General features: G+C 59.4%; 23 protein-coding genes and 1 pseudogene. 15 read left to right on the top strand and 9 right to left on the bottom strand.

The features are described from left to right. Nucleotides 1-146: 146 nt before the first annotated feature. Nucleotides 147-750, top strand: a pseudogene (locus ACLFKU_RS23590) (sensor histidine kinase); the annotation flags it as partial. A 124-nt stretch (nt 751-874) separates the two neighbouring features. Here ACLFKU_RS23590 and ACLFKU_RS23585 read toward each other — a convergent pair. Continuing rightward, the gene (locus tag ACLFKU_RS23585; protein ID WP_410850648.1) at nt 875-1,807 is read right to left on the bottom strand and encodes an MBL fold metallo-hydrolase; all 933 of its coding nucleotides are present in this window, start codon (nt 1,805-1,807) and stop codon (nt 875-877) included. Between the two features lie 363 nt (nt 1,808-2,170). Here ACLFKU_RS23585 and ACLFKU_RS23580 point away from each other — a divergent pair, with 363 nt between their 5' ends. Further along, the gene (locus ACLFKU_RS23580; RefSeq protein ID WP_410850681.1) at nt 2,171-2,926 is read left to right on the top strand and encodes an SDR family oxidoreductase; all 756 of its coding nucleotides are present in this window, start codon (nt 2,171-2,173) and stop codon (nt 2,924-2,926) included. Nucleotides 2,927-3,060: 134 nt separating this feature from the next. Here the strand turns inward: ACLFKU_RS23580 and ACLFKU_RS23575 are convergent, their stop codons facing one another. From ACLFKU_RS23575 to ACLFKU_RS23555, 5 genes are all read right to left on the bottom strand, one after another. Then, on the bottom strand, nt 3,061-3,519 hold the full coding sequence (locus ACLFKU_RS23575; protein ID WP_410850680.1) for an MEKHLA domain-containing protein: 459 nt from the start codon (nt 3,517-3,519) through the stop codon (nt 3,061-3,063). Between the two features lie 178 nt (nt 3,520-3,697). Continuing rightward, nucleotides 3,698-4,534, bottom strand: coding sequence for an alpha/beta fold hydrolase (locus tag ACLFKU_RS23570; RefSeq protein ID WP_176368731.1), 837 nt, complete (start codon nt 4,532-4,534; stop codon nt 3,698-3,700). 255 nt (nt 4,535-4,789) lie between these two features. Next, nucleotides 4,790-5,788 (bottom strand): bestrophin family protein, encoded by a 999-nt coding sequence (locus tag ACLFKU_RS23565; protein ID WP_410850679.1) that lies wholly within the window; start codon nt 5,786-5,788, stop codon nt 4,790-4,792. A 207-nt stretch (nt 5,789-5,995) separates the two neighbouring features. Beyond that, nucleotides 5,996-6,568, bottom strand: coding sequence for a YbhB/YbcL family Raf kinase inhibitor-like protein (locus ACLFKU_RS23560; RefSeq protein WP_176368732.1), 573 nt, complete (start codon nt 6,566-6,568; stop codon nt 5,996-5,998). Between the two features lie 342 nt (nt 6,569-6,910). Next, nucleotides 6,911-7,288, bottom strand: coding sequence for a response regulator (locus tag ACLFKU_RS23555; RefSeq protein WP_410850647.1), 378 nt, complete (start codon nt 7,286-7,288; stop codon nt 6,911-6,913). A 296-nt stretch (nt 7,289-7,584) separates the two neighbouring features. Between ACLFKU_RS23555 and ACLFKU_RS23550 the strand changes: the two genes are divergently transcribed. From ACLFKU_RS23550 to ACLFKU_RS23540, 3 genes are all read left to right on the top strand, one after another. Next, nucleotides 7,585-8,247 carry a response regulator transcription factor gene (locus ACLFKU_RS23550; RefSeq protein WP_410850646.1) on the top strand — a complete coding sequence of 221 codons (663 nt, stop codon included), beginning with the start codon at nt 7,585-7,587 and terminating at the stop codon, nt 8,245-8,247. A gap of 382 nt (nt 8,248-8,629) precedes the next feature. Further along, the gene (locus tag ACLFKU_RS23545; RefSeq protein WP_368585518.1) at nt 8,630-9,373 is read left to right on the top strand and encodes an SDR family NAD(P)-dependent oxidoreductase; all 744 of its coding nucleotides are present in this window, start codon (nt 8,630-8,632) and stop codon (nt 9,371-9,373) included. A gap of 499 nt (nt 9,374-9,872) precedes the next feature. After that, on the top strand, nt 9,873-11,396 hold the full coding sequence (locus ACLFKU_RS23540) for a PLP-dependent aminotransferase family protein (RefSeq protein ID WP_410850645.1): 1,524 nt from the start codon (nt 9,873-9,875) through the stop codon (nt 11,394-11,396). Nucleotides 11,397-11,480: 84 nt separating this feature from the next. Here the strand turns inward: ACLFKU_RS23540 and ACLFKU_RS23535 are convergent, their stop codons facing one another. Beyond that, entirely contained in the window at nt 11,481-12,518 is a 1,038-nt protein-coding gene (locus tag ACLFKU_RS23535; RefSeq protein ID WP_410850644.1) for a LysR family transcriptional regulator, read from the bottom strand. 658 nt (nt 12,519-13,176) lie between these two features. Between ACLFKU_RS23535 and ACLFKU_RS23530 the strand changes: the two genes are divergently transcribed. The 7 genes from ACLFKU_RS23530 to ACLFKU_RS23500 all read left to right on the top strand — a co-directional run bounded on the left by ACLFKU_RS23530 (nt 13,177) and on the right by ACLFKU_RS23500 (nt 19,281). After that, a complete protein-coding gene (locus ACLFKU_RS23530; RefSeq protein WP_410850643.1) occupies nt 13,177-13,707 on the top strand; it encodes a DUF3331 domain-containing protein in 531 nt (176 codons plus the stop codon). Nucleotides 13,708-14,154: 447 nt separating this feature from the next. Next, nucleotides 14,155-14,754 (top strand): c-type cytochrome, encoded by a 600-nt coding sequence (locus tag ACLFKU_RS23525; RefSeq protein WP_410842400.1) that lies wholly within the window; start codon nt 14,155-14,157, stop codon nt 14,752-14,754. Beyond that, nucleotides 14,751-16,037 (top strand): c-type cytochrome, encoded by a 1,287-nt coding sequence (locus tag ACLFKU_RS23520; protein WP_410850642.1) that lies wholly within the window; start codon nt 14,751-14,753, stop codon nt 16,035-16,037. Before ACLFKU_RS23525 ends, ACLFKU_RS23520 begins: the two co-directional genes overlap by 4 nt. 65 nt (nt 16,038-16,102) lie before the next feature. After that, nucleotides 16,103-16,279, top strand: a complete 177-nt coding sequence (locus tag ACLFKU_RS23515) for a hypothetical protein (protein ID WP_410850641.1) — start codon at nt 16,103-16,105, stop codon at nt 16,277-16,279. Nucleotides 16,280-16,281: 2 nt separating this feature from the next. Continuing rightward, the gene (locus ACLFKU_RS23510; protein ID WP_410850640.1) at nt 16,282-16,857 is read left to right on the top strand and encodes a cytochrome C oxidase subunit II; all 576 of its coding nucleotides are present in this window, start codon (nt 16,282-16,284) and stop codon (nt 16,855-16,857) included. Continuing rightward, entirely contained in the window at nt 16,844-18,478 is a 1,635-nt protein-coding gene (locus ACLFKU_RS23505) for a b(o/a)3-type cytochrome-c oxidase subunit 1 (protein WP_410850639.1), read from the top strand. The genes ACLFKU_RS23510 and ACLFKU_RS23505 overlap by 14 nt, the downstream gene beginning before the upstream one ends. Continuing rightward, on the top strand, nt 18,475-19,281 hold the full coding sequence (locus ACLFKU_RS23500; RefSeq protein ID WP_410850638.1) for a c-type cytochrome: 807 nt from the start codon (nt 18,475-18,477) through the stop codon (nt 19,279-19,281). The genes ACLFKU_RS23505 and ACLFKU_RS23500 overlap by 4 nt, the downstream gene beginning before the upstream one ends. Nucleotides 19,282-19,339: 58 nt before the next feature. Here the strand turns inward: ACLFKU_RS23500 and ACLFKU_RS23495 are convergent, their stop codons facing one another. Next, on the bottom strand, nt 19,340-19,531 hold the full coding sequence (locus ACLFKU_RS23495) for an ATP-binding protein (protein WP_368624153.1): 192 nt from the start codon (nt 19,529-19,531) through the stop codon (nt 19,340-19,342). A gap of 206 nt (nt 19,532-19,737) precedes the next feature. On the opposite strand from ACLFKU_RS23495, the gene ACLFKU_RS23490 reads away from it, so the two are divergent. From ACLFKU_RS23490 to ACLFKU_RS23480, 3 genes are all read left to right on the top strand, one after another. Continuing rightward, nucleotides 19,738-20,217: a carboxymuconolactone decarboxylase family protein gene (locus ACLFKU_RS23490; RefSeq protein ID WP_368585527.1), complete on the top strand. Its 480-nt coding sequence runs from the start codon at nt 19,738-19,740 to the stop codon at nt 20,215-20,217. A 70-nt stretch (nt 20,218-20,287) separates the two neighbouring features. Beyond that, nucleotides 20,288-20,707, top strand: coding sequence for a cupin domain-containing protein (locus tag ACLFKU_RS23485; protein WP_368585528.1), 420 nt, complete (start codon nt 20,288-20,290; stop codon nt 20,705-20,707). Nucleotides 20,708-21,418: 711 nt separating this feature from the next. Continuing rightward, nucleotides 21,419-22,315 (top strand): LysR family transcriptional regulator, encoded by an 897-nt coding sequence (locus tag ACLFKU_RS23480; RefSeq protein ID WP_368585529.1) that lies wholly within the window; start codon nt 21,419-21,421, stop codon nt 22,313-22,315. 198 nt (nt 22,316-22,513) lie between these two features. Here the strand turns inward: ACLFKU_RS23480 and ACLFKU_RS23475 are convergent, their stop codons facing one another. Further along, nucleotides 22,514-23,998, bottom strand: coding sequence for a catalase (locus ACLFKU_RS23475; RefSeq protein WP_410850637.1), 1,485 nt, complete (start codon nt 23,996-23,998; stop codon nt 22,514-22,516). Nucleotides 23,999-24,015: the final 17 nt, after the last annotated feature.

Below are 24,015 nucleotides of genomic sequence, written 5' to 3'. Positions count from 1 at the left end.
GTTGGGCCTACGTGCGCGATCGGCGGTTTGGCGATGTGTGGACTGGCGGTAGCGGGCGATTAAGCATACCTCTCACTGATGCCTGACGTACTGCGCCGAATGCGCTCGAACTGAACTTCGATAAACTGCACTAGCGGCGTAATAGCATTTCGGGCTTCTGCGCCTTGGCGAAAATCGCCCAGGCGCTGGGCGTCAGGGTGCTTGCCGAAGCGCAGGAAGAACGGCTGATTGACGCGCTGAATCCACGATGACATGGTCAGCGTGCTGCGAAGCTATCGCGCGAATCCGAAGCTGCTGCCGCCGTTCGAGCCGCGCTTGAACGGCTATGTGTCGGCGGCGGATCAATCACAGCTGACGCTGCCGTCGTCGAGCGTCGCCGGGATGCCTGCCGGAACGCACGAGATCATCGTCGGCGACCAGGAAATTCACGTCGCCATTGCCGGGTTGGAAGGGGCACGGCTCTACCGTGTCTATGACTTCAGCCGTTACGAGAAACACTTCAAGCAGATGATCAACGTGCTGATGGTCGTTACGGGGCTTTTTGCGCTGCTGACCATCTGGCTTTCATTCGGCGTCTCGGGACTGCTGGTACGCCAGGTTGCCGGCCTTGCCCGCCAGGTCAATGCGCTTCGGCACGAAAACGCGGCGCTGATCGATTCGGGCAGGTATGACGAAGCCGAAATTGCAGGACTGGTCGAGGCTTTCAACGACTATCACCGACGCATGGCCAACATGATCGCGCGAGAAAAAGACTTACACGCAATAAGCAATGGCAGTGGTCGTTAACAAAAAACCGCCACGAGTCTCGTGAACTCGTGGCGGTCTTCCGACAGTCGTCGGTCTATACGACGATGGTTGATAGTCGAGGCGTCAATCAGTAGTCCCACTGCACCGGGACGAAACGGAAGCTTTCGCCGTGCTTCGCAACGTGACCGATGGACGGGAACGCGACATGCGCTGCTGCCAGCAGAGAGCCGGTTTCAGCGGCTTCGTTGAATAGCGCGATTCGCACGTCCACAGCCTTTTCAGGATCGTGCTCGAAGCCATTTTGCCAAGCAGGATTATCGAAGCCGACCTCGAAAATTGCGTCGCCTACGAACGTCAGCTTCTCGCCCTTTGATGCGACGTCGACGACGCAGTGCCCCGGCGTGTGCCCGCCCGTCACGCGTGCCGACACGCCCGCTGCGATTTCGACGGTTCGATCGAATCGCACGATATTTTCGCCGTAGAGTTCCACGAACTTTGCAGCAGCCTTGCGAAGCGCCGGAGGAACCGATTCCGGCATCACCGTCTTGCTGAAGTCCGGATTTTTCCAGAACTCCACTTCCGCGGCCGACACGTGAATACGCACGTCGGGGCGCAGCTTGGCCTTGACGCCAGCAACGTTGAGCCCGCCGACGTGATCCATGTGCATATGCGTAATCACGATATCGGTAATCGCAGCCAGGTCGATGCCAGCCGTTTCCAGGCGCATCACCGAGCGACCGGCGCGCGAAAAGTATTCGAAGCCGTCGCCCACGCCCGAGTCGATCAGGATCAGGCGTTCGCCGCTGCGCACGAGCGCGATATTCAGCGCCCAGTCGAACATGTCACGTTGCAGGAAACGGCCATCGAACCATTCGTTGCGGTCCGCTTCGCTCACGTTAGTGGACATGGTGGAGGTGGGCAGCGGCAGAATGCCATCGCTGATCAGCACGACGTCGATGTCACCCACGCGCACGGCGTAGCGCGAAGATACGAGTTCGCCTGAATCTTCCTTGCCAAGGTTGGCGATAACCGGCTGCACATTGCGGGTAGTTGCGCTCATCTTCAATAGTCCTGTTGATTAAGTGGGGTAAGCCGCACTGGGCGACGCGGTTCACGAGCACGACCACGAGTTTCGCGCGCTTCGTTGTGCTCGCGTTTCGACTGATCGTCAGAGCGATTTTAGTTAGGCTGGCGAACGTAAGTAGTGTCGCAAATGCGTTTATCGTGTTGTCCGAATGGCAACAATCGAAGCCCATGTTGATTGATGTTCCGCGCGCAACACTGTGGGTGCCGGCAACGATCTACCGCAGGAAGCAGCACGTACGTACGATCGCTCGTGGATGGACCGCCGTCGCCGCGCACGCCGAGTATGGCGCCATACGCGGCGGCAATCTGTAGAGGCAACATCCCATGGAGAAACTACATGAAGTTCATCGTCATTGGCGGTACGGGACTTATCGGCAGGAAGGTGGTGAAGAACCTGCGTGAGCGCGGCCATGCCGCCGTCGCGGCTTCTCCAGCAACGGGCGTGAATACGTTCACGAACGAAGGACTGCGGGTGGCGCTCGAGGGGGCCGACGTCGTCGTCGATCTTGCCAATTCACCTTCGTTCGAGGACAACGCCGTTTTGGCCTTCTTCGAAACGTCGGGCCGCAACCTGTTCGCGGCGGAAATCGAGGCCGGCGTCCGGCATCACGTCGCGCTTTCTGTCGTCGGCACCGGCAGGCTTTCGCAAAGCGGCTATTTCCGCGCCAAGATCGCGCAGGAAAAACTCATTCGCGATTCGGGCGTGCCATACACGATCGTGCATTCCACACAGTTCTTCGAGTTCCTCGGTGGCATTGCGCAATCGGGCACCGAGGGCGACAGCGTCCGGCTCTCGCCCGCTTTCTTCCAGCCAATTTCGTCCGACGACGTGGCCGTGGCCGTGACGGACTTCGCGGTTGGCGAGCCGCGCAACGGCATCGTGGAAATCGCCGGGCCGGAACGCGTTCGACTTGCGGCAATGGTGCGACGCTATCTACAGGCGACGCATGATAACCGTACGGTCTTCGAAGATGCCGACGCGCGTTACTTCGGCGCGCAACTGCAGGACGACACGCTTGTGCCAGGTCCGCATGCGCGGCTGGGCTCTGTCGATTTCGACGCGTGGTTCCGGCAGGCCCAGGCGGCGAAGTAAACGCGACCCATGAAGGCGCGTTATCAGAGGTCTTAGCGTCGAGCTATTCCACTCGTCGATTAGCGCTCCCCCTGTTTGCCCGTCTGGTAAGGCGGGCTTTTTTTCTGTTCATACCGGAGTGCCCATACGCACGATCAGATGTCGCGCGTGTGTGGAATGATCACCGCCTGGCCGTGCAGTGTGCCGTTCGCGTCGAGTAGCTGCCACAGTGTGGCTTGCTCGATCATGAAGCGCTCGCCAGACTTGGCAACACGCACGCCCCGGTAGTTCGTCTCGTAGCCGAGCCGCTGCACGCGTTCGAGGAATTGCTGCCGTTCCTCACGATTCGGGGCCTCGGCGGAAAGCCGCGACGGCAGCCTGGTGATTTCATCCCAGCTATATCCAAAGCGGCGCTGTGCGGCCTTGTTGCCGTAAATAAAGACCGGGTCGGGATCGGTATTGTGCGCGAGTACCGCGAATGGGGCATGTTCATAGAGCCATTCGGTCGCTTCAGCAACGGGCATGACGTGCGGAACCAGACTGTGGCCGACTAGCCGGGCGTAACTGTCGGAAAGGAGTTGGTAAAAAGACGGATTACGGTGAAGTGGAATCATCGGATTTATATCGACGAAGAACATTGGGGACACTGGATCGCGGAATCCTGATCCAGATTGTCCATGATTGGTGCATCCAGGTCGACCAACCGAGACCTGACGGGGACAACGGTGTTGAGCGGCCGGTCGAAACCATTGCCGCACCAAAAAGCCCGCCGAAGCGGGCCTATGTTAAACGTTAGCTGCGCACGAAGGCGAGCAGATCCGCGTTGAGGACCTCTGCGTTCACCGTCAACATGCCGTGCGGAAAAGCCGGGTACGTCTTCAGTGTCCCGTTCTTCAACAGCTTGATCGACTTCAGCGCCGCGGCGGCGATCGGTACGATCTGGTCGTCGTCTCCATGCAGTACGAGCGTCGGGACGGTAATCGCCTTGAGATCTTCCGTCTGGTCAGTTTCCGAGAAGGCTTTGATACCCTCATAATGCGCTTCCGCACTACCCATCATTGCCTGCCGCCACCAGTTTTGGACCACACCCTGGTACACGGTCGCGCCGGGACGGTTGAAGCCGTAGAAAGGACCGGCCGCGACGTCGAGGAAGAACTGGGCTCGATTGTCTGCAAGCGCTTTCCGGAAACCGTCGAAGACTTCGACTGGTAGACCTTCTGGATTTGCGTCAGTCTTGAGCATGAGCGGAGGCACGGCACTGACCAGGACGGCTTTGGCTACTCGTCCCGCCGGCTGCCCGTGTTTCGCTACATACCGGGTTGCCTCGCCGCCGCCCGTCGAATGGCCGATATGCACCGCGTTATGCAGATCGAGTGCTTCAACGACGGCAAAGGCATCGGCAGCGTAATGGTCCATGTCATGACCGCCCGAGACCTGCGACGAACGACCATGGCCGCGCCGATCATGCGCGATGACGCGGTAGCCTTTCTGCACGAAGAACAGCATCTGCGTATCCCAGTCGTCGGAAGATAGCGGCCAACCGTGATGGAAGACGATAGGCTGTGCGTCCTTTGGACCCCAGTCTTTGTAGAAGATATCGACATTGTCCTTAGTCCTGACGTACGGCATGGTCATGCTCCTTTGACGTTATCCGCGCTAGGAGACGGATCATCGTGATCCGGCGCCCGCGCAACAGAGGTCACCGCTTCGGCACGAACGCTCGCAAAAAGCGGACGAAGCAAAGCGGTGTGAAGACAGGCATTGGGACGGAACAAAGACGTACCGTCGGAAACATCGTAGCAGTCGCAAGGGTATGCGAACCATGCTTAATGTTGCCGGACATGCAACACGGTGAGCCGTCCCGCCCGCCTCACGGTCCTCGGGCTACAGGGCAATCGTTTGCTGTTCGAGATCCTCCGTTCGCTCGCCTAGCATCGATCGAACATCGCGCTCGATGTGCGCGCACAGCGTCGAAATCGGCACGTCATTCGCGCTTCCTTCAAACGGGTTTTCAGTGCTGTCGCCCACCTGTTCGAGCGAGGTGTACATCCACGACGCGGCCACGCTGAACGGCACGACGAGCCATATCATGTTTCCGTGCATAAAGCCGCTCACGCTGTCGTTGAGCCTGTCGAATTCTCGCAGTAGGCCAAACGGAAAAAGCAGGCAGAAGAAGCGGACGAATAGCGCGCACACGGTTGCGTATTGACGGGGATACGGAAATTCCTTCAACTGTTCTGCCTTTGCTTGCAAATCAATGAAATCGCCCAACGCGCGTTGAAGTTCCAGATAGTACGACGGATGCAGTTTTCCCGCCGCGTGAAGCTTCTGCAGACATGCGCCTTGGGCGCTCAGCAGGCTTGTCGCGGCGCTCGGGGAATCGAGCGTCTGCTCGGTCTCCAGCACAGTCAAATATTTGCGCAGCGCTTCTTCGAGACTCCTTTCCCATTCGGGCACCCTGTAGTGCCGACGGTATTCGGTATTGAATCGCTTGCTCATGCTTTCCCACACGCGCGGGCGGCGCAGCGAGTAACGCAATGCAGTGAGCCAGGCGAGATGACGGTCGATCAACTGCCGGCTGGTGCTGTCGTCGTCCAGAAAATCGCGGGCAAGCTGGCCCCAGCGCCGGCTCGCGCTCACGATGCCTGTCCAGATCGTTTGGGCATCCATCGCCCTGTTATAGGTCTGAACGTTCTTGAAGCCGACAATGAACGACGTGGCGGTGCCAAGCAGAACGACGATCGTGAGCGGCACTGACAGCCACGCCATGCCGCAAAACTTGAAGAGAATGACGGGCAACGTGCCCCAGATGATGAGGGCATAGATTTGCCTTCTCGTCCAGAACAGGAACTCCGATAACTTATAAGATTTGCCGAGGTGCATGGCGCGGCTACCTGGTGACGCGGTGACGTTCGCCCGCGATTGACTCATGCGTGGACAGTCGCTTGAGGGCTCAGGCGGGATAAGGCCTTTCGACTCGCACGTGAAAGATGCAACCAGGCACGCAGAGCATGACCTGTGCATCCATCATCTGACGCTCCGTGGGGCTACCTCGGCTTGTCGCTAACGTGAATCCGCGCGGGACGCAGTTCAATTCGGCGCACTCTGGTACGTTGCGACGAAGCGCGCCTGTGCGACGATCTTGCCGTGCATCTGAAACGCAACGAGCGCCGGACTCGACGCAGCACTGACGTCGATATGTGGCACGTCAAGTGCGTACGCAGTGACCACATAGCGATGCGGCTTGCCTTGCGGCGGACAGGGCCCGCCGTACTTTGATATGCCGAAGTCAGTCAGCGTTTCAATGGCGCCAGCCGGCAGCAGTTGTCCGTTGCCGGAGGCGCCTTTCTGAAGCGACGTCTGCGAGGGCGGTATGTTGGCAACCGCCCAGTGAGTCCAGCCCAGACCTCCCGTCGGCGCATCGGGATCGTGGATGGTCACGACGACGCTGCGGGCTTCGGCCGGTAGGTGCGACCAGGACACACCGGGCGACACGTTCTCGCCGTGGCAACCGAATCCGCTGTACACCTGTTCATTCCTGAAGCGGCCATGATCGAGGTCGGCAACTTTGAGGGAAAACGGTTCAGCGGCGGCGACCGCGGGCAGCGTTGCGAGTAGCGCGCATACGCAGACAGCTTTTCGTGGCAGGACAAAGAGTCCCATGTCAGCCTCCTGTGATTGAAGAAAGTGCAGTGACTTCGCTGTCAGACGGTATCGCGCGCCGGTGCGCGGTGGAAGCCGGGCCACGGAAACCACTGTGTTGCCTCATGCGCAACAAGCACCTGTCCCGTGAGCGTGATGCAATTCCAGAGGGTGCCCGCTCAGTGCGGATGTCTGGTCAACGAGGGCGCGAGGGGGGACTGGCGTTCAACGGGACGATGGGCGATTCTCGGTTGTTCGAATCGATCCAGATCCAATGCAGGACTGCGGCTGGTTACTTCGCGCGATCACACAAACTGTGCGCGGCTTGAAGGAAGGATGCGCGCTTATCTGACGTGCATAACGCTAACTGGAACGCGTGCTCGTCACCGCCTCGATGGCAGCTGTCAGTTCTTTGGCACTCAAAGGCTTGGTCAGAAACGCACAGGCGCCCGTGGCTAGCGCTTCCTGCTGCAGTTCAGGCTTCGGATAGGCGGAGACAAATACTGTTGGTATGGACCGTCCGGTTTCGATCAGACGCAGAGTCAATTCGAAGCCCGACATGCCGGGCATCTGTACGTCCGAAATGATGCAATCGGGCTGCGTTTCTCCGGTACGTGCGATCAGGTCCGCTCCAGACTCGAAGGTCAAGACAACGTAATCGAGCGATCTGAGCAGGCTTGAGAGTCCAGATCGAAACGAGGGATCGTCATCAACGACCCAGATTACCTGTGGCGAGCGCAATTATCCTTCTCCCAGTCCGCGCCGGCTGCGACGGTTTGGCCGCCCTGTCGTGTGTGCGCAAACGAAGGATACTCAACGTAGAGCCCGGTTGAAAGCATACGCGGGTATATCGAGAGGTCAGTGCGGGTCGTGGGTGGAATGCGGGAGGCGAGTGAGCTACGCACTGCAGCGGGCGGTGCCGGCGATGTCGGCACCGCCTCGCCAGAATCCTACATTTAAATTACACTTCGGGAGGCAGTTTAAATCTTGGTGCGCGACCGATGCGTTGTGCACATCAGTACAGGAAAGGAACGCGAATGGAGAAAAATACCTTTCCAGCCTTGGCTAACACCGACGGTGCAATTGTCTATGTAATCGACGACGACGCGTCGCTTCGCTCGTCGCTCTCGAGCTTACTGCGTTCGTGCGGATATTCGGTGCGAACCTTTGAGGGGACGCGCGATTTCATTTCGGCCGAAAAACCAGGTGTTCCGAGCTGTCTGCTACTGGACGTTCGCCTGCAGGGGGAGAGTGGTTTGACGTTCCAGTTGAGCGCGAGAAGGCATCAGGTCGACATGCCAATTATCGTCATGACTGCCCATGCGGATATTGAAATGTCGGTGGAGGCCATGAAAGCCGGCGCCGTTGATTTCCTGACCAAACCTGTCCGGGAGCAACGTGTTATCGACGCTGTTTCATCGGCGATCGGTCGTCATGCCGAGCAATTGGAAAAATCTCTGACAAGGGTTGCGCTGCTGGCGCGTTATAACACGCTTACCGCGCGGGAGCGTGAAGTGATCTGGTTCGTTGTGAAGGGGTTTTTGAACAAGCAGATCGCTGCTGAAATGAACTTGAGCGAAATCACCATCAAGATGTACCGTGGCGCCGCGATGAAGAAGCTTGAAGCGTTATCGCTTCCCGATCTGATCAGAAAGACGGACATCATCAAGGGTTGTGTCTCGACGAAACAGGAATGGTGATAGCGCAGCTTCGCGAAGCCTGACAGCGCGGCGCTATGTTCTCCCGCCGGACCGAACAGGTTTCGCGTGCGTAATTGTAGTGAACCGATCTCCGCGTATTTGTGACATCGCGGACAAACAGTTGATCCGGTTTTTCATGAAACAGATCATCCTGATCGATTTAGTATTTCATCTCTGCCGCTCTGGATTTTCCCTCATCTTCGATATGGGTATCTAACTAGCCGAACTTGTCGAGGAAGTAGAATAATCCATATCCGATTGGAAATTGTGACCTTGATCATCATGCGTTGAATTTTGATTTAGTGCTTCACTCTTATTGCCATGATTTTTCTGAAGGACCAATTTGTCCTACAGAAAAACAGCCGCCAGGAAGGAAAGAACGATGCTTAAGGATTTTGAAGGTCGTCTCGCTGTGGTCACGGGAGCGAGTTCCGGAATTGGGCTTGCGACTACCCGTCGCTTATTAAACAATGGGGCGCGCGTGCTGGCGATGAGTCGAACGAAAGGGGGTTTGGCGGCATTGCAGTCGACATTCGACGAGAGGCTCGTATGGATCAAAGGGGACGTCACACGAAGTGACGATCTCGAGTTGCTTTCTGCGGAGGCCCAGCGGCTGGGTCCGATCGACTTTCTGGTGCCGAATGCAGGCATCGCTATATTGGACGACGGTCTTGAAGCCGCGGCGTTCGAGCGTCAATGGGCAGTGAACGGAGCGGGTGCGCTGAACACGCTTTCAGTGGTGCGAGAACAGTTGGCGAAACCTGCGTCGGTTGTGTTCATCGGGACGTTTCTGTCACAGACAACATTTCCGGGGCTGGGCGCGTATATAGCATCAAAGGCGGCGGTCAAGGCGCATGCGCGGACGCTCGCAGTGGAACTGGCACCACATGGCGTCAGAATCAATCTGGTCTCGCCGGGACCAACCGCTACAGCAATCTGGTCCTCGTTGGGCTTGCCAGATGATCAGCTTTCCGCGATTGCCGAACGTGTCAATCGGCGTTTGCTTCCTGGCCGCTTCCTCGAGGCCGATGCGGTAGCCGACACAATCATGTTTTTGCTGTCGCCGGCGTCTCGCGGGATATATGGTCAAGACTTGATAGTCGATAATGGCTATACGTTGGCCTAGGACATTTATCTTCGGCCACGCGTCTGCACTCAGACGGCTATTCCGCTGAAATACATTTGGGACCCAACATCGCATTCGAACTGAACGCGATGTTGCGTTGCTGTCTCTCGGTCGGCTGTTCAAGCCTTGTTCAAGCGCGCCGAGAATCGATTTGTCTTATCCTGACGCACCATTCCATCCGCCTTCGTCTCGCACACGACAAGGTGCGCGTTTGCATGGCCATCCATGCGCAAACGGCTTCGAAGCGGGAGCTCGACATCAACTGCGGTTTCAGACCGGCGAACGAGTGGGTAACGATAGACCCGCAGGCTGACCCGCGGCCTTTCCCGGGCGCTTGAAACGGGTGGCGAGCGCGAGATGCGGGCCGTCGAGCCTGTGGTCGATACTCCGACGCTCGCCCATGCCTTGCCCTCCACTCGTTAGGCCACGCTCCTACACTGTCTATAACCCCGAGTTCATCAAAAACGTCACCTCTGCTTCGTTCGCACGCGAGACCGTAATGACCGCACCGTTACCGGCATTGACCATCGAGATCGATCCGCAACATGAGTTGCCGATCTATCTGCAAATCTGCGAGCGCTTCCGGACTGCGATCGCCGCGGGGAATCTGCGCCCTGGAGACCGCGTGCCCGCATTGCGCGGTCTGGCCACGCAGCTGAATACCGCACTCGGCACGGTTGAACGCGCGTACACGACCCTCGTCGACGAGGGCTACCTGCAGGTGCGCGGCGCGGCGGGCACCTTCGTATCGCCATCGCTTCCGGTGTCGGCGATGCGATCGTCAAGGCTGCAAACCGCTCGGTACTCGCTCGACAGGCCTCGCGCGGTCGCAGGCGGAGTAACGACTGAGCCGGTCGCGCCGCACGGCCGTCAATCGGCGCTGGATCGACCGGTCGTCCCCTTCAGCGGCGAACCGCTGCCGTTACAACCGGGCTTGCCTGCGCTCGACGCTTTTCCGCGCAAGGTCTGGAACCGGCTGTTCTCGTTTCGCGTACGCAGCGGTGAACGTGCGGCACTCGCTTATCCAGCGCCGGCCGGCTACCAGCCACTGCGCGAACACATCGCTACCCATCTCGGACTGTCGCGCGGCGTCACCTGCCTGCCCGAACAGGTGTTCGTGACCGGGAGTTACCGCGCGACGCTCGAACTCGTGATACGCAGTCTCGCATCCGCGGGCGATCGCATGTGGTTCGAAGATCCCGGCTATCTGCTCGCACGCAGCTTTCTGGCCGATGCCGGCGTGCGGCTCGTGCCGGTGCCGGTCGACGGCGAAGGGATCGACGTCGAGCGCGGCATACAACTGGACGCGCAGGCACGCTTTGCACTCGTTACGCCGTCGCATCAGAGTCCGCTCGGACACACGCTGTCACTCGCGAGGCGGATCGCACTGCTCGATTGGGCGGAGAACGCCTCTAGCTGGATCCTGGAAGACGATTACGACAGCGAGTTCCGCTACACGGGCCGGCCTTTGCCGGCTTTGAAGAGCATTGACCGGCACGGTCGCGTGATCTATTGCGGCACCTTCAGCAAGGTGATTTTTCCGGGCTTACGGCTCGCGTATGTGGTCGTGCCGGAACGGGCGATCGAGAGCGTCGAGCGGGTGACGCACAGCATGAACGCAGGCGCTTCGACATTGCTGCAGGCGGTTGCTTCGGATTTCATCGGGCAGGGACATTTCGCGCGCCATCTGAAGCGTATGCGCGCGTTGTACGAGGAGCGTCGGATGCTGATCGTGGACGCGTTGAAGGGGGCGTTCGGAGAACGGCTGATGGTCGATCCGCCATCGGGCGGAGTGCAGTTTGCGACCCGATTCGCCGAAGGCCCCAATGGCGCAATCGACGATGTCGCAGTTGCCGCGCGCGCCCGCGAAGCCGGACTTGCGGTTCTGCCGCTTTCGAGCTGGTACGCGGATGGCCGCGCACCGCACACTCCGCGCGGTCTGGTGATGGGCTTTGCGAACGTTGCCGATGCGCGGGAGGCCGAGCGTCTCGCGCAATTGTTGCGAGCCTGCCTGGACGACTGACATCACGAATCGATCAAGCGTTGCGACCGTTTAAATCATGGAACGGTCCGGATCGCGTGCAACGCTGCCGCCGCCGGTCGGACACTACGCTGGCATCGCCGCAATGCAGTTCATAGCCTCGCTCGCATTGGCGCGGTCCAAATTATTCAGATCAAGCGCCCGGATCTGCTCAGTCATGAAATCGATAAAGACGCGGACCCGGATCGGCAGGTGTTCACGGCAAAGGTAGCAAATGTAGTAGGCGCGCTCCTTCGACACATGCTGGGTCAACGTCATCACAAGCTCCTGGCGCCTCGCGCAGTCCCAGATCTGATGCGCCGGCATCTGCGCAATGCCGCGACCACCGAGGACGGCATCGCGTACGAGATCCGCGTCATTGAACGTCAACTTGGAGGGCGGGAGGAATTTTTGAGTCCGGCCCTCCACCATGAACTCCCACTCGACGACTCGCCCAGTTGAATGTTTCATGTTGATGCACTCGTGCTGGCCAAGCTCGCCGAGGCTGGAAGGAAGTCCGTGCCGCTCGGCGTAGGCACGCGACGCGCAAACGATGAGCTGCATCGGAATCAGCCGCTTTGCGACGATGCGGGAGTCCGTGAGGTGTCCATCGCGGAACGCAACATCGATCTGGCTACCGGCGAAATCCACCGGTTTGTCATCGAGAAGCAGTTCGACCGAGATGTCCGGGTAGAGCTCGGCGAACTTCAACAATAGCGGCGCGACCACATTGCGCCCGAAACCGATGCCCGATGAGACCCGCAGCAAGCCACGAGGCGGACCGTGGCGCAGGTCGAGCATGTCGTTGACGGCCCCGACGATATGAGCCACACCAAGATTGCAGTGCTCAAAAAAGCGCTCTCCCTCGCGCGTCAGGCGCGTGGTTCTCGTCGTTCGAAGGAATAGGCGTGTGCTGAGCTGCTTCTCGAGCCGCTGGACACTGCGCGAGACGCTCGAGCGTCCAACTCCAAGTCGCTCGCCCGCTTTGGCAAAACTCCCTTCTTTAGCAACCGCCATGAACGTGACGATGCCTGCATAGCTGCTCGCAAAGCAGTTTAAGAAAGGATCGGCGTGGTTCAGAAAATCGGCAGAAAAGGCGGGTGGCGAGATATTCAATTGATTCATGAAACGCTCCAAAGCTATTCGACTTGCGGACGTTGAGACGCATGGGCATGTCGTCCCGCGCGAACGGGACAGAGCTCCACAGCGACGTTTCCCCAAGCCAAGTTACTTCGCACGCGTACCTCATACCAGTCTACGATCGTACGGACCCCGCATACCTTTGTTTGGTCAAGTGTTTCGATTCAAAATCGACCGTCGCTAATTGATTATCGAAAAAATTAGAGAGGAGGAAATCGGAGCCGGATTCGATAACAACGCTGTATTGGACATCGGGTAAGAGGGCAAATCCGACACTTGCCATCGTGCGTGATTGCAGAGCAGTAAAAGGCTTACCTTGCATGACGCCGAAATGACGCGAACGACAGTGGACCGTTCCCGATACCTACGATGAGATGACGTTACGGTGGTCTCTACTATACGAAGGTATGAGCGTTCCAATCCGGTAAGTAGCTTATGCCAATTCAAAGTAGGGTGGCGACGTGGGTCTATCAGGGATACCGTTGACCATGACGATTCAGCCTGCATTTGCATCTGTTCAGCACGGAGATCGGACTAGCAATAGGAAGAAGGACCATGAAATCTGCCTGACTGTGACCCGCCCACACCCGCAACACCGATTCGAGTAGAGCGCCAGCCGATCGATACCGACGGCAATCCTCTGATGTGTTTGTGCGGCGAGCGGTCCCGAAATGCCGAAATGGCGTATGACGCGGCGCAATCGAATCCGTCGATTCGCCTCTCGCAGCCGCCTGACGAGCAGCAATCATTCCAACTTGGAGGAACCCGTATGGTATTGGAACAATCGGATATTTGCGATCCATGGGCGAGGACCGTCGGGTTGCTGGGGCAATTGTCGAACGAGCTACCCGTAAACGGCGAAACGAGCGTTGCCGCTTTGTTCAAGCGGGAAGTGCAGAACGTGTCAACGGTACCGGTCGTGGGCGTCACGGTACGGCTGCTAGAGCGTTCGACTGCCACGAGAGTTACGCTCGCCTGGAGTGATCCCTTGCGTTGTGCTTACCATGATCAGGAGTGGCATCTGACTCGCGCACGCCACTCGGGAGTTTGCGCGATAAGTGGAATGAAAATCCGCCGGGGTGAGATCGTTTATCGCCCTCGGGCAACGCGCCCGAGGATGCCGGTTAACGCGAATGCGATGATTCATCCCATTGCGTTACAGGGCGATCAGTGAAGTCACTGGAATGACAACGCCAGGATTCGATCGATGGTCACTGTTCGTTATCGGCTATAGGCGGGGTCCATCACAACCCATACGTTATCGATGAAGCAAGCATGCTGTGATTGTTGCTTTTCTGGAAACTCAGAAGCATGCACTGCTGATCTTCTATCGGGGACAAGGCATTCATATGATGGTGAGTCAGATCCGATCCGCCCGGTAGATGGCTCGGTTGAACGCCGCGAAATGCTCTGAGTTTTTTGTTCTTTGCGATGCACTACTTGCCATCTGAATGAAAGCAATATTCGGCTCGCACACAGAGCTCTGAACTTTCTATATTTTTCCGTGAGACTTGTCGTGCATCGCGCATTTACTAACGCGTCGCTCTTCGTGTTGCTATGCCTCGCAGCAGCGTGCGTATTCGCCCAGTCACCGGCTTTGTCGTCCGCGATGGACGAGCGTATGCGCGCCTGCACGTCGTGCCATGGTGTACAGGGGCAGGGGCGCAGCAACGACTACTTCCCCCGCATTGCCGGCAAGCCTGCTGACTATCTGTTTAATCAGCTGTCCGCGTTTCGCGACGGCGCCCGGACCTATCCGCCGATGAGTTACCTGCTGGCGTTTCTGACCGATGAAGATCTGCGCAGGATCGCCCAGTACTTCGCTGGCTTTCAGCCTCCGTATCCCGATCCCGATACTGCCGCGGTGCCGCCCGATGTGCTCGACCACGGCAAGCAACTCGTGATGAACGGCGACGCGTCACGCAAGCTGCCCGCGTGCGCGGCGTGTCACGGAGCCCGCCTGACCGGCGCGAAGCCCGGCGTGCCAGGCCTGCTCGGTCTCCATGCGAGCTATATCGCCGGGCAGATGGGGACGTGGCGCTCGGGCACGCGACACGCAATCGCGCCCGACTGCATGCATGAGATCGCCGCGAGGCTGAATGATCGCGATATCTATGCGGTTTCCAGCTGGCTCGCGCGGCAGCCTCGGCCCGACGATCCCTGGCCGTCGCCGGCAGGCGGTTTAAAGCTGCCGCTAGCATGCGGGAGCCAAATGCAATGAGGAATCGAATTTCCCGTCCCGCTTCATGCGTCGTTACGTTCGTCGCTGCTATAGCCGCGTCGATGTTCGTTTGCACCACGGCGAGCGCGGAAACTCGGCAGGCGGCATCCGCCGATGCCAATACGCGGTCGGGGATCATCGCGCGTGGCGAATATCTCGCGCGCGCGGGCGACTGTATCGCCTGCCATACCGCGCCGCGTGGCAAGCTTTTCGCGGGCGGGCTCGCGATGGAAACACCGTTCGGCACGCTCTACTCGCCCAACATCACGCCCGATCCGCAGTACGGAATTGGCCACTGGAGCAAGGACGAATTCTTCAGGATGATGCGCACGGGCAAGTCACCCGACGGCAAGCTGATCTATCCGGCCATGCCGATCGCGCAGTACACGAAGGTCACCCGTGAGGACTCGGATGCGATCTATGCTTACCTGCAATCGATCGTGCCGGTACCGAAGCCGAATCGGCCGCATGAACTGAAATTTCCGTTCAACCAGCGCGAACTGCTTATCGGGTGGCGCACGCTTTACTTCCGCGAAGGGGCCTATCAGCCGAATCCAACGCGGTCAGTCGAATGGAATCGCGGCGCGTACCTCGTGGAAGGCCTCGGCCACTGCACGATGTGCCATACGCGGATCAACATGCTCGGCGGTTCGTCGCGCAGCGAAGAGTTCGCGGGCGGCCTGATCCCGGTGCAGCAGTGGTATGCCCCGTCGCTGACCTCCGACAAGGACGGCGGCCTTGGCGACTGGAGCATCAAGGACATCGTCCATATGCTGCAGGCGGGTCTCTCGGAGCGTGGCGCGGTGTATGGCCCGATGGCGGAGGTGATCTACCACAGCCTCCAGTACCTGAGCGACGACGACGTCAGGGCGATGGCGATCTACCTCAAGGCGCTGCCGGACAACAAGGGCCGCAAGAACGGCCCCTCCGCGGCGACCGACACGAAGGTATTCGCGCGCGGCGCACAGGTGTACAGCGACAAATGCGCGGTCTGTCACGGCAGCGATGGCAAGGGGAACGTGCCGAAGTATTCGCCGCTGGCCAGCAACCAGTCGATCGAAATGGATTCGGCGGTCAATCCGATTCGCATCGTGCTCAATGGCGGCTTCCCGCCGGGTACGCGGCGCAACCCTGAACCGTACGGAATGCCGCCGTTCGCGCAGGAATTGAGCGACGACGACGCAGCCGCGGTCGTGACTTACATTCGGACCGCGTGGGGCAACCACGGCCTGCCGGTCACGGCGAAAGAGGTCAACGAGCTGCGCAAGGCGCCATTGCGCTAGACGAGCACGACGGCGCTCGGTATCCGGGCACCGTTTCGTATCACCACCTCCTCACTGAGCACCCCATGATGGAGACCAACGACAACCGCAAAGATCCGCTGCTGGACGCCACGATCGAGCTCATCGTCGCCGGCGGACCGCGCGGCGCGATCGCGCTGGCCGGTGCGGCCACCGTGATCGTGTTCGCGATCTGGTTCGCCTTCTATTTCCTCGCATTCCTGCCGCGCGGCCCTATCAGCTGATCATGTCGACCGAAACCTCGCACCAACCCAATCATGATGGCCGCTCGGTCGCGATGCGCGTCGAGCGTCGCTGGGCCGTCTTCGCCGGCGGCCTGATCCTGCTGCTCGTGATCGTGATGATCTACCTGGGCATGCACTCGGCGATGACGTCACCGTCGCGCGTGGAAACGATCGACCCGAGCCGACTGCAGATGTCGGGGGAATTCGTCGAGAGCAACCTGGGCAGCGCGGTCGAGCCGGATGGCTCCGTCACGGTGCGCTTCATTGCCCAGCAATACTCGTTCACGCCGCAATGCCTGCTGATGCCGGCCGATACACCGGTGACGCTGCGCGTCACGAGCGCCGATGTCGTGCACGGCCTCGAGATCATGGGCACAAATGTCAACGCCATGATCGAGCCAGGCTATGTCTCGACGCTCGCCACCGTTTTCCCGAAGCCGGCCGAACACCTGATGCCGTGTCACGAGTACTGTGGCTTCGGCCATCAAACCATGTGGGCTCACGTGAAAGTCATCGACAAGGCCACGTTCTTCGAGGCCGCCCGCCACTCCCGGAGGCTCAGCTGTGTTTCTCGCTAAGCGGCTCGTGCTCGCGCATTTCTGGCTCGCCTTTGTCTCGTTCCTTGTCGCGCTCGTGCTTGGCGCGTGGCAGATGCTCGTGCGCAGTCCACTGTTCGCGTGGGTGGGCAATCCCGAGATCTACTACCGTTCCGTGACGGCGCATGGAACCGTTATGGCCTACGCGCTGCCGACGCTGGTCGCAATGGGGTTTGGCTACGCAATCTGCGAGCTCTCACTCAGACAGCGGCTGATCGGACTCAAATGGGCATGGGCGGCCTTCATCCTGCTCGCGGTGGGCGCCTTGATGGCACTCGCGCCCGTTGCGACGGGCCATGCCTCGGTGCTGTTCACCTTCTATCCGCCGATGATCGGTAGTGTGTTCTACTACCTCGGCATCGTGCTCGTGGTAGTCGGCTCGTGGATATGGGTCGCGCTGATGTACGTGAATCTGCGTGCATGGAGGCGCGTCAATCCCGGTCAGCCGATTCCGCTCGCCATGTTCGCCAATGTGGCGGGCGCGTATCTTTGGGCGTGGACGGCGGTAGGCGCGGCACTCGAGATCCTGTTCCAGATCCTGCCGGTGGCGCTCGGCCTGAAGTCGACCATCGATGTGGGTCTCGCGCGCGTGTTGTTCTCGTGGACGCTGCACGCCATCGTTTACTTCTGGCTCATCCCGGCCTACACCGCGTACTACACACTGGTGCCGCGCGCCATCGGCGGGCGGCTCTACAGCGATTCGATGGCCCGCATCGCGTTCGTGATGTTCCTGGTGTTCGCGATGCCCATCGGCATTCACCATCTGTACACCGATCCGCAGGTCGGCACCGGTTTCAAGTTCATACACCAGGTGTTTACGGCGATGGTCTCCGTGCCGACACTGCTGACCGTGTTTACGATTTGCGCGTCGGTCGAGATTGCGGGTCGCCTGCGCGGCGGCACCGGACTATTCGGCTGGCTCACGGCGCTGCCGTGGCGCAATCCGATGATGCTCGCCATTGCGTTCTCGTTCGTCATGCTCGGATTCGGCGGCGCCGGCGGGCTCATCAACATGAGCTACCACCTTGATTCGACGATCCACAACACGCAGTGGATCACTGGCCACTTCCATCTGATCTTCGGTGGCGCGGTCGTGATCATGTACTTTGCGATCGCCTACGACCTCTGGCCCCAACTCACAGGACGCAAGCCCGATGAGGGCTTGATCCGCAAGCAGCTGTGGCTGTGGTTCATTGGCATGCTGGTGGTGAGCTTCCCTTGGCACTACGTCGGTCTCCTGGGCGCTCCGCGTCGCATGGCTTATTACGATTACACGAACCCCGCTATCGCGCCGCAGGCAATATGGGTGGCAGTCTCGGCATTCGGCGGGATCGTGCTGCTCATTTCCGGTGCGCTCTTTGTCTACATTCTCGCGAAGGCCCAGTTCGGTTCGTCGAACCGTACGCATGAAACGCCGGAACCGTTCGAGTTCAGTGTCTGCGTGCACCCGGTCGAGCGCGTGCCGGTAGCGCTCAAAAGCTTCAGGCTGTGGATTGCCCTGATGATCGGCCTCACCGTCGTCAACTACTCGGTGCCGATCGTGCAGCTGCTGCGTCTGCCGAACACGTCCGTTCCGGCCGTTGCCGTGGGAGCACCGCGATGAAACTGGAACGCGTGTTCAGCCTTCGCAACCCGTGGTTTACCGTGAGCGCCGGCGGGACATTTCTCGTCGCTGTCCTCGCGATTCTCATTGGCTTCGTCTGGTTGCCATCGATGCAGCGCGACTTCACGGCGAACGAGTTGTGGAGCGCGATCTGCAGCGCGGCGGGTGTGCCGTCGTCGGGGTCCAAGGGCAGCGACATCGTGCCTGACGCACCGCCGAGCAATGTCGTCGTGCTGCCGCCGCTGCGCGCCGTTCGCATCGACGCGGTCTCGAGCGGACGCGGCGCCACGCTCGCCACGCAGCGTTGCTCGATGTGCCACGGCGCACAGAGCCCGGCCGGGATAGCGGCTCCGGCGCTCGCCGGCCAGTATGCCGATGCGATCTATAAGGAACTGCGCGACTTTCAGAGCGGCGCACGGGAGAGCGCGATCATGCAGCCGATCATCGCGAGCCTGAGTGACCAGGACCTGCACGATGTCGCCGAATACTATTCGAGCCGGCCACGCCATACGCAGTTGCAGGAAGCGGGCAGCCGCGATTACGGCGCCGCACACGCGCTTGCGATGCAAGGCGCGCCGATCCGCAATATCGCTCCTTGTGCAGCGTGCCACGGCACGATCGACCGCAAGGGCGCGACGCCCTCGCTCGACGGCCAGTCAGCCTCGTATCTTGCCGCTCAGATGCGCGCATTTGCTGGCGGCACCCGGCATAACGACATCGGCGAGCAAATGCGCAACGTCGCGCGGCAACTTCGACCCGAAGAGATCGACGGTCTCGCAAAGTATTACGCGGTTCAGCGGTGAATGCGCGATTTTGGCGACCGACTGCGCAGCCGGATTTTTTCAGGCAAATCCCCGACGACTACGACGGAACGCCGGGATGCATGGGTAGCCTGAACTGAACGCGCGCGCCGCGTGGGCAGCACCCACTGACCCACAAGCGGCCGCGGTGCGCATCGATGATCGAACGCGAGATAGAAAGTCCCATGCCACGGTGGCCGCCCGCGTGCAGACGAAACGCCGGCGGCGATGCGCATCTGCTCAACGCGAACATTCCACCCCGGAGTGCCGGTGCGCGACACCCCGGCTCACGCGAAAAGGTCACACAGTCTGATTGGTGCTGCCCGAGCAACATCGTGAGCCGGTTGCCGCGTCTACCGGTTGGGATCATGGGGTCCTAAGATGCCTTCGTGCGGGTTCGATGCTGCTGAACGCATCCCCCACGCCACACATATCTGCTCATTTCAACCAGGAGGCATCATGTCGCAGCGTATCAACTACATCCAGCAATCGCCGGAACTATTCAAGAAGTTTCTGGAATTCAGCAATCTGCTGAAAGAGAGCGCGATCGAAGAATCGGTTCGCGATCTCGTATCGATTCGCGCTTCGCAACTCAACGGGTGTGCGTTTTGCCTCGACATGCACGTAAAGGAAGCGAAGATTCACGACGAGCGCGAATTGCGCATTCATCATCTCACGGCCTGGCGTGAATCGACGCTGTTCGCTCCGCGTGAACGCGCCGCGCTCGCCTGGACCGAAGTGCTCACGAAGCTTCCGGAGCAAGGCGTGCCTGACGATATCTACGAGCGCGTGCGCACGCAGTTCAGCGAAAAGGAACTCTCGGACCTGACGTTCGACATCATGGCGATCAACGCGTGGAATCGCGTGAACGTTGCGTTCAGGACCGTGCCGGGTTCGGCCGATAAAGCGTACGGCCTCGACAAGGCGAATCTGAGCTGAGCGCATCCTCTACACGTTTCGTCGGCGCCGGTCCGCACGCACGGACCGGCTCATACTGGAGCACACGAATATGCTTCGCCTGAAGAAAGCCCCACTCGTGACCTTGCTTGCCGTGGGCGCGTCGCTGGGCATCGCTCACGCTGGCACGCCCGCTGAGGCCATTGTCACTCCACTGATGACGCAACGCCTTGGCGATTATCCGGGCAAAGAAGCCTTGATGATTAGCGTCGAATATCCACCGGGCGCCGAGGACCCCGTGCATCGCCATCACGCGCACGGTTTCATCTATGTGCTGGAGGGATCCATCGTCATGCAGGTCAAGGGTGGCAAGGAAGTAACGCTGACGCCCGGCCAGACCTTCTACGAAGGTCCGAACGACGTGCATACGGTGGGGCGTAACGCCAGCCAGACGCAGCCGGCGAAGTTCGTCGTGCTGCTGCTCAAGAACCAGGGCGCGCCGGTCTTGGTTCCCGAGAAACAGGGCCATTGACTGTCGCGACGGCGACATCCGCCAAAACGTTCGCACGGGTGATCGCGTCAGCGCACGCGTACCACCCGTTCGTCGCTTGCGTTGTATAGCGGCCCGGCTCCGGCCGGCGCACGTCTCTTTTGTTTCGCGACTCAGCAGCGTGCTGCACGTGACGGTCTTCCGATCCTCTCGACCCCGGCATTCCGCGCCAGATTGCAGCGCTGCTGCCGAGTGACCGTCATACACCGATATCCCGAGATTGACGAGCTCACGCCATTGCGTCAGCCCGTCACCCAACACACGTTCAAACGAGGCGGGTCTGATTGCGCAGGCGCAGTCTGGCGCCGCCGTATTGTCCAATTGCCCGCGCTCGAACCACGCATAGCCTATAAGGCCACGAAGTGCAGCACCGCGGTACGGCGTTCGCAATAGGTATTCATGACCTAATCAGATTGTCATTTCTTGTACCTTCCGATTTCGCCGCTGAATTCGTAAAGTTATCTTTTCGACGCGAATCCCGGCGATTTCAACCAGTCATTCGAGTCATGCGATTTGCGATGAACACAGGCACACTTTCCGCGCCGAACCACGAACTCTGGTTTCAGAAACCGAGTTCGCGCATACCTGAAACTACGACTTGCAGTTCGTTCGCGGTACTCGGGACACCGCGGGCGTGAATCCTGAATTATGAGTATTTGGGCGCGCGATCCTACTTAACCGGGGAACCGTAGGGTGGACACATTAGGTACCCTCAGCATATTTGTACACGCGGCGGAGACCCGCAACTTCACGCGAACTGCTCAGCGGCTCGGCCTCTCCGCGTCAGCGATTGCAAAATCGATTGCCCGTCTCGAAGACCGGATGGGCATCCGCCTGTTTCATCGCAGCACCAGAAACGTAATGCTTACCCACGAGGGCGAAATGCTCCTGGAAAGCTGTCGACGCATCATCGAAGAACTGGAGATGATCGAGGAGCGCTTTACCAGGAGAGGAAAGGCTCCGAGCGGCAGGCTACGCGTGATTGCACAGATTCCCAGTGCCTATCTCGCCCCGGTACTCCGCAAGTTCATCGTTGCCTTTCCAGAAATAGAACTCGATATCGAGTGGGGAACTGGCGCTGCCGGTTTGATAGAAAGCGGATTCGATGTTGCAATCTGTCCCGGCCTCGATACAGACTCCCGACTGATGTCGAAGCACCTTGGGTACTCCAAGGTTTGTATTGCGGGTGCCGCATCCTATTTCGAGCGCTGCGGAATACCTGCGACACCGCAAGACCTTGCGCATCACGTCTGCATTCATCTGAAAGATGCCGGAAAGCTGATCCGATGGCCACTCGGGCTCAGCGAATCGGACGCCGGCGAGCCGCCTGTCTCTATGGCGGTTTCGATGCTTGGCGCGCTGGTCAATCTGGTGGAGTGCGGGTCCGGCATCGCATGCCTGCCGGAATTCGCGATCGAGCGGCAATTGAAGGATGGCTCAATGCGGCGCGTGCTGGGAGACCATGTTTCTGGCAGTTACCAGTGCGTGGCAGTGTGGCCATCCAGTCGGCATATGGCGACGAAAATACGGGCATTCGTGGACTTCGTGGCTAATAACCTATTCGGGGAGGCGAAGGGCGACGAAGCCTGACGCTAGCCTTTGGCCTGCCAGCGACGCGAGCCGCTATCCGGCACGTGTATGCCTTATGCCTCCAACGATAGCGGCTCCGTGATGTCCATGCGATCGGTTCGTTCGCATCCGGCGTTGCAAGTGACGTCGGCCTACGTGATCGCCAGGATGCGAGCCGGCGCCCGCTAAGTCATCTTGACGCTCCCGGAAAAGTACGCATTACTTGTGCGTTTGCAGCTCCGATCGAGTTGCGCTCTCTCCCGATGCATCCAGCGCTTCGAGCGCATTTCGAACACCCGCGCCATACAGCGGGTCTGCCTTCGTACAGTGAGCTATGTGCAACTCCCGGACCGGGCGTGAAACGCCGCGCATTGCGCGTGCGGTGTTCTCGAACAGGGCTTTCTGTTGTGCTGGCGACATTAAACGGAACAGATCGCCGGGCTGGGAATAGTAGTCCTCGTCAACTCTATGGTTCCAGTGGGCGGCTGCTCCCTCAATGGAGAGCGGCGGTTCGCTATAGTCGGGCTGATCGAGCCAGGCTCCGCGCGTATTAGGATTGTAGGAAGGCGTGCCACCTCGATTGCCGTCGACACGAAGCAAGCCGTCTCGATGATAACTGTTGTAGTGGCTGGTACCGCGCGGAGAATTCACTGGGATCTGATGATGGTTCACCGTTAGTCGGTATCGCTGCGCATCGCCGTAAGAGAATAATCGCCCCTGCAACATCTTGTCCGGGGAGAAGCTGATGCCCGGCACAACGTTTGCGGGATTGAACGCCGCCTGTTCGACATCCGCGAACCAGTTTTCCGCATTTCTGTTGAGTTCGAATTCGCCAACTTCAATTAGCGGGTAGTCCTTTTTCGACCAAACCTTCGTGAGATCGAACGGATTGACCTTATAGGTGGCGGCCTCCTTTTCCGGCATGATCTGGAAATACAGTTTCCAGCGCGGAAATTCTCCTCGTTCGATGGCCTCGTAAAGATCACGATGATGCGTCTCGCGGTCGGCCCCAACCAGTGCGTTCGCCTCCTCGTCGGTTATGTTCTGAATGCCTTGCTGTGTCGACATATGAAACTTGACCCAGAACCGCTCGTCATTCGCGTTGAGGAGGCTGAATGTATGGCTGCCAAATCCATGCATATGCCGGAAGCTGCGCGGAATACCACGATCGCTCATGACAATCGTGACTTGATGCAGCGCTTCGGGAAGCTGGGTCCAAAAGTCCCAGTTGCTGTCGGCATTGCGCAGGCCGGTTCGCGGATCACGCTTGACGGCGTGGTTGAGGTCCGGGAATTTGAGCGGATCACGGAGAAAAAAGACCGGTGTGTTATTGCCGACGAGGTCCCAGTTTCCTTCTTCCGTGTAGAACTTCAGGGCAAATCCACGAATGTCGCGTTCGGCATCGGCCGCGCCGCGCTCACCCGCAACGGTCGAGAATCGCGCGAACATTTCAGTTTTCTTGCCGACGGACGAGAAGATTTTGGCTCGTGTGTATTTGGTGACGTCATGCGTCACGGTGAATGTACCGAATGCCCCGGATCCCTTTGCGTGCATGCGACGCTCAGGAATCACTTCCCGGTCAAAATGCGCGAGTTTCTCAAGGAGCCAGACATCCTGAAGCAGGGCAGGACCTCTGGGTCCTGCGGTTTGCGTGTTCTGGTTATCCGGCACCGGTGCGCCAAATGCAGTCGTGAGCTTGCCCATTGTGACGTCTCCAGGAA

Origin of the sequence: Paraburkholderia sp. EG304, from assembly GCF_046543485.1 — a bacterium.
Lineage (GTDB): Bacteria > Pseudomonadota > Gammaproteobacteria > Burkholderiales > Burkholderiaceae > Paraburkholderia > Paraburkholderia youngii.
The sequence above is the reverse complement of the archived record's forward strand: the minus strand, read 5'-3'. Positions and strand labels throughout refer to the sequence as shown.

Bases quoted from the DNA above. Each gene is read 5' to 3' on its own strand.
- ACLFKU_RS23510 (WP_410850640.1), top strand. From the start codon at position 16,282: ATGTCGACCGAAACCTCGCACCAACCCAATCATGATGGCCGCTCGGTC.
- ACLFKU_RS23535 (WP_410850644.1), bottom strand. From the start codon at position 12,518: ATGAATCAATTGAATATCTCGCCACCCGCCTTTTCTGCCGATTTTCTG.
- ACLFKU_RS23515 (WP_410850641.1), top strand. From the start codon at position 16,103: ATGATGGAGACCAACGACAACCGCAAAGATCCGCTGCTGGACGCCACG.
- ACLFKU_RS23540 (WP_410850645.1), top strand. From the start codon at position 9,873: ATGACCGCACCGTTACCGGCATTGACCATCGAGATCGATCCGCAACAT.
- ACLFKU_RS23475 (WP_410850637.1), bottom strand. From the start codon at position 23,998: ATGGGCAAGCTCACGACTGCATTTGGCGCACCGGTGCCGGATAACCAG.
- ACLFKU_RS23565 (WP_410850679.1), bottom strand. From the start codon at position 5,788: ATGCACCTCGGCAAATCTTATAAGTTATCGGAGTTCCTGTTCTGGACG.
- ACLFKU_RS23530 (WP_410850643.1), top strand. From the start codon at position 13,177: ATGTGTTTGTGCGGCGAGCGGTCCCGAAATGCCGAAATGGCGTATGAC.
- ACLFKU_RS23490 (WP_368585527.1), top strand. From the start codon at position 19,738: ATGTCGCAGCGTATCAACTACATCCAGCAATCGCCGGAACTATTCAAG.
- ACLFKU_RS23570 (WP_176368731.1), bottom strand. From the start codon at position 4,534: ATGCCGTACGTCAGGACTAAGGACAATGTCGATATCTTCTACAAAGAC.
- ACLFKU_RS23485 (WP_368585528.1), top strand. From the start codon at position 20,288: ATGCTTCGCCTGAAGAAAGCCCCACTCGTGACCTTGCTTGCCGTGGGC.
- ACLFKU_RS23560 (WP_176368732.1), bottom strand. From the start codon at position 6,568: ATGGGACTCTTTGTCCTGCCACGAAAAGCTGTCTGCGTATGCGCGCTA.
- ACLFKU_RS23580 (WP_410850681.1), top strand. From the start codon at position 2,171: ATGAAGTTCATCGTCATTGGCGGTACGGGACTTATCGGCAGGAAGGTG.
- ACLFKU_RS23585 (WP_410850648.1), bottom strand. From the start codon at position 1,807: ATGAGCGCAACTACCCGCAATGTGCAGCCGGTTATCGCCAACCTTGGC.
- ACLFKU_RS23550 (WP_410850646.1), top strand. From the start codon at position 7,585: ATGGAGAAAAATACCTTTCCAGCCTTGGCTAACACCGACGGTGCAATT.
- ACLFKU_RS23525 (WP_410842400.1), top strand. From the start codon at position 14,155: ATGCGCGCCTGCACGTCGTGCCATGGTGTACAGGGGCAGGGGCGCAGC.
- ACLFKU_RS23495 (WP_368624153.1), bottom strand. From the start codon at position 19,531: ATGTTCGCGTTGAGCAGATGCGCATCGCCGCCGGCGTTTCGTCTGCAC.
- ACLFKU_RS23575 (WP_410850680.1), bottom strand. From the start codon at position 3,519: ATGATTCCACTTCACCGTAATCCGTCTTTTTACCAACTCCTTTCCGAC.
- ACLFKU_RS23500 (WP_410850638.1), top strand. From the start codon at position 18,475: ATGAAACTGGAACGCGTGTTCAGCCTTCGCAACCCGTGGTTTACCGTG.
- ACLFKU_RS23520 (WP_410850642.1), top strand. From the start codon at position 14,751: ATGAGGAATCGAATTTCCCGTCCCGCTTCATGCGTCGTTACGTTCGTC.
- ACLFKU_RS23545 (WP_368585518.1), top strand. From the start codon at position 8,630: ATGCTTAAGGATTTTGAAGGTCGTCTCGCTGTGGTCACGGGAGCGAGT.